The 2,679-nt window shown below is 54.7% G+C and carries 1 protein-coding gene and 1 pseudogene; both read left to right on the top strand.

Going from position 1 to position 2,679, the window contains the following annotated elements; genetic code table 11:
• A pseudogene (locus tag G434_RS28840) lies at positions 1-308 on the top strand (IS3 family transposase); the annotation flags it as partial.
• A gap of 672 nt (positions 309-980) precedes the next feature.
• Positions 981-2,489 carry a group II intron reverse transcriptase/maturase gene (ltrA, locus tag G434_RS23550; RefSeq protein ID WP_001189123.1) on the top strand — a complete coding sequence of 503 codons (1,509 nt, stop codon included), beginning with the start codon at positions 981-983 and terminating at the stop codon, positions 2,487-2,489.
• Positions 2,490-2,679 lie beyond the last annotated feature (190 nt).

Consider the following 2,679-nt stretch of genomic DNA (forward strand, 5'->3'; position numbering starts at 1 on the left):
GGAAAAACCGTCCTGAAAAACCAGACGGCAGACGGGCTGTATTACGCAGTCAGGTACTTGAGCTACATGGCATCAGCCACGGTTCGGCCGGAGCAAGAAGCATCGCCACAATGGCAACCCGGAGAGGCTACCAGATGGGACGCTGGCTTGCTGGCAGGCTCATGAAAGAGCTGGGGCTGGTCAGCTGTCAGCAGCCGACTCACCGGTATAAACGTGGTGGTCATGAACATGTTGCTATCCCTAACTACCTTGAAAGGCAGTTCGCCGTGACCGAGCCAAATCAGGTGTGGTGCGGTGATGTGACCTATAGTGTGCCCGGAGTTCAGGGCGGGCATGGATGCTTAAATGAACCGCGAGTCTGTCTGGAATATTGAGCCGGTAACTCACGATGAGAAACCCAACAATCCCACCGGGTGTGACGGTGGAGAACCTGAGCGGCAGTGACCTGCGGCATGCCCGCAGGGTGATGTAACCCGCTGACAACGGGGATTGAGGCGAGATCACTAAGCCGAGATGATCCTCAAGGTTAAGTACTGAAAGGCTGAAGAACATGAACCCGTTAATCCGCCTCTGTGGGTTGAAAACGTCACCACGGCCTACGTGATCTGACAGGCCGTGCAGGAGGAACTGGCAGTGATACGTAAGCACTGCCGGTCGAAGGTGTTTTGACATGTATGCGAAACACCGGGGCAGCAGCGTCTATCACGCTTGCGTTGCTGACTTCTGCCAACTTGCGGCAAGCAAGGATAAAGAGTGCGACGGGCAGCCTCCTCAGTATGCCTGAGTCCAGGCAGGTAAACCGGGGAAGGTCAGCGACGGATGTTAAGGGGGCATGGCTCCGATGACGCGCTGGCTGGCGGAGCTTCCGTAGTAGTCCGCGATGGGGAAAGCCCATTACATGGCGAAGGGAAGCAGTTTGAATGTGTTTGCGACGTGAATTAACTGACCTAACGAGGTGAAGACCTTTGATAATCAGCGAAATGCAACGCAAGCTTGCCACATGGGCAGTCACCGATCCGTCCCTACGGATTCAACGGCTGCTGCGTCTGATAACACAACCAGAATGGCTGGCTGAAGCGGCGCGGATCACGCTTTCATCAAAGGGGGCCCATACCCCCGGCGTTGATGGCGTGAACAAAACAATGCTACAGGCCAGACTGGCTGTTGAGCTGCAAATCCTCAGGGATGAATTACTCTCAGGCCACTACCAGCCCTTGCCCGCCAGACGGGTTTACATCCCTAAAAGCAACGGCAAACTGCGACCACTGGGTATCCCCGCGTTGCGGGATCGTATTGTTCAGCGGGCCATGCTGATGGCGATGGAGCCGATATGGGAGAGTGATTTTCATACGCTCTCATATGGCTTCCGGCCTGAGCGCAGTGTCCACCACGCGATCCGCACGGTGAAATTACAGCTCACAGACTGTGGTGAAACCCGGGGACGCTGGGTGATTGAAGGCGACCTGTCCAGTTACTTCGACACCGTACATCATCGACTGCTGATGAAGGCTGTACGCCGCAGGATCAGTGACGCACGTTTCATGACTCTGCTGTGGAAAACCATCAAGGCGGGACATATCGATGTCGGTCTCTTTCGGGCGGCCAGTGAAGGTGTGCCACAGGGCGGTGTTATATCGCCGCTATTATCGAACATCATGCTGAATGAGTTCGATCAATACCTGCATGAGCGCTACCTGAGCGGGAAAGCCAGAAAAGATCGGTGGTACTGGAATAACAGTATCCAACGGGGCCGAAGTACGGCGGTCAGAGAAAACTGGCAGTGGAAACCCGCGGTGGCGTACTGCCGCTATGCCGATGATTTTGTCCTCATCGTCAAAGGCACCAAAGCACAGGCGGAAGCCATCAGGGAGGAGTGTCGGGGTGTGCTCGAAGGCAGTCTGAAACTCAGGCTGAACATGGATAAGACTAAAATCACCCATGTTAATGACGGCTTTATCTTTCTGGGGCACAGGATCATTCGCAAACGCAGTCGTTATGGCGAGATGCGAGTGGTCTCAACGATCCCGCAGGAGAAAGCCAGAAACTTCGCCGCATCGCTGACAGCACTGTTATCAGGCAACTACAGTGAAAGCAAAGTCGATATGGCTGAACAACTCAACCGAAAACTGAAAGGCTGGGCCATGTTCTATCAGTTCGTTGATTTTAAGGCCAAAGTCTTCAGTTATATCGACCGTGTCGTGTTCTGGAAGCTGGCTCACTGGCTGGCCCGCAAATACCGTACAGGTATCGCTTCCCTGATGAGGTGGTGGTGTAAATCACCGAAACCGGGTCAGAGCAAAACGTGGGTTTTATTTGGTAAAACCAATCACGGCAAGCTCAGCGGCGAAATACTGTACCGGTTGGTGGGGCAAGGCAAGAAGCTGTTCCGCTGGCGGCTACCCGAAGGTAATCCCTATCTGAGGACGGAGACCAGAAACACGTATACATCGCGCTTTACAGAAGTGGCAATGGCGTTCGCCAGCATTTAAATGGAGAGCCGGATGCGCTGAAAGGTGCACGTCCGGTTCGGGGAGGAGAGGCAGGGAAATAGTCCGACTACGCCCTGCCTCTTACTCTACTCTGGACGGGTAAGCGCTGGGCGTACCTCGCCGTTGTTCTCGACCTGTTCGCAAGAAAACCAGTGGGCTGGGCCATGTCGTTCTCGCCGGACAGCAGGCT

The sequence above is a fragment of the Escherichia sp. KTE172 genome (assembly GCF_000408845.1).
GTDB lineage: Bacteria > Pseudomonadota > Gammaproteobacteria > Enterobacterales > Enterobacteriaceae > Escherichia > Escherichia coli.

Coding starts and splice junctions, on each gene's coding strand:
- ltrA (WP_001189123.1), top strand. CDS start 981: ATGCAACGCAAGCTTGCCACATGGGCAGTCACCGATCCGTCCCTACGG.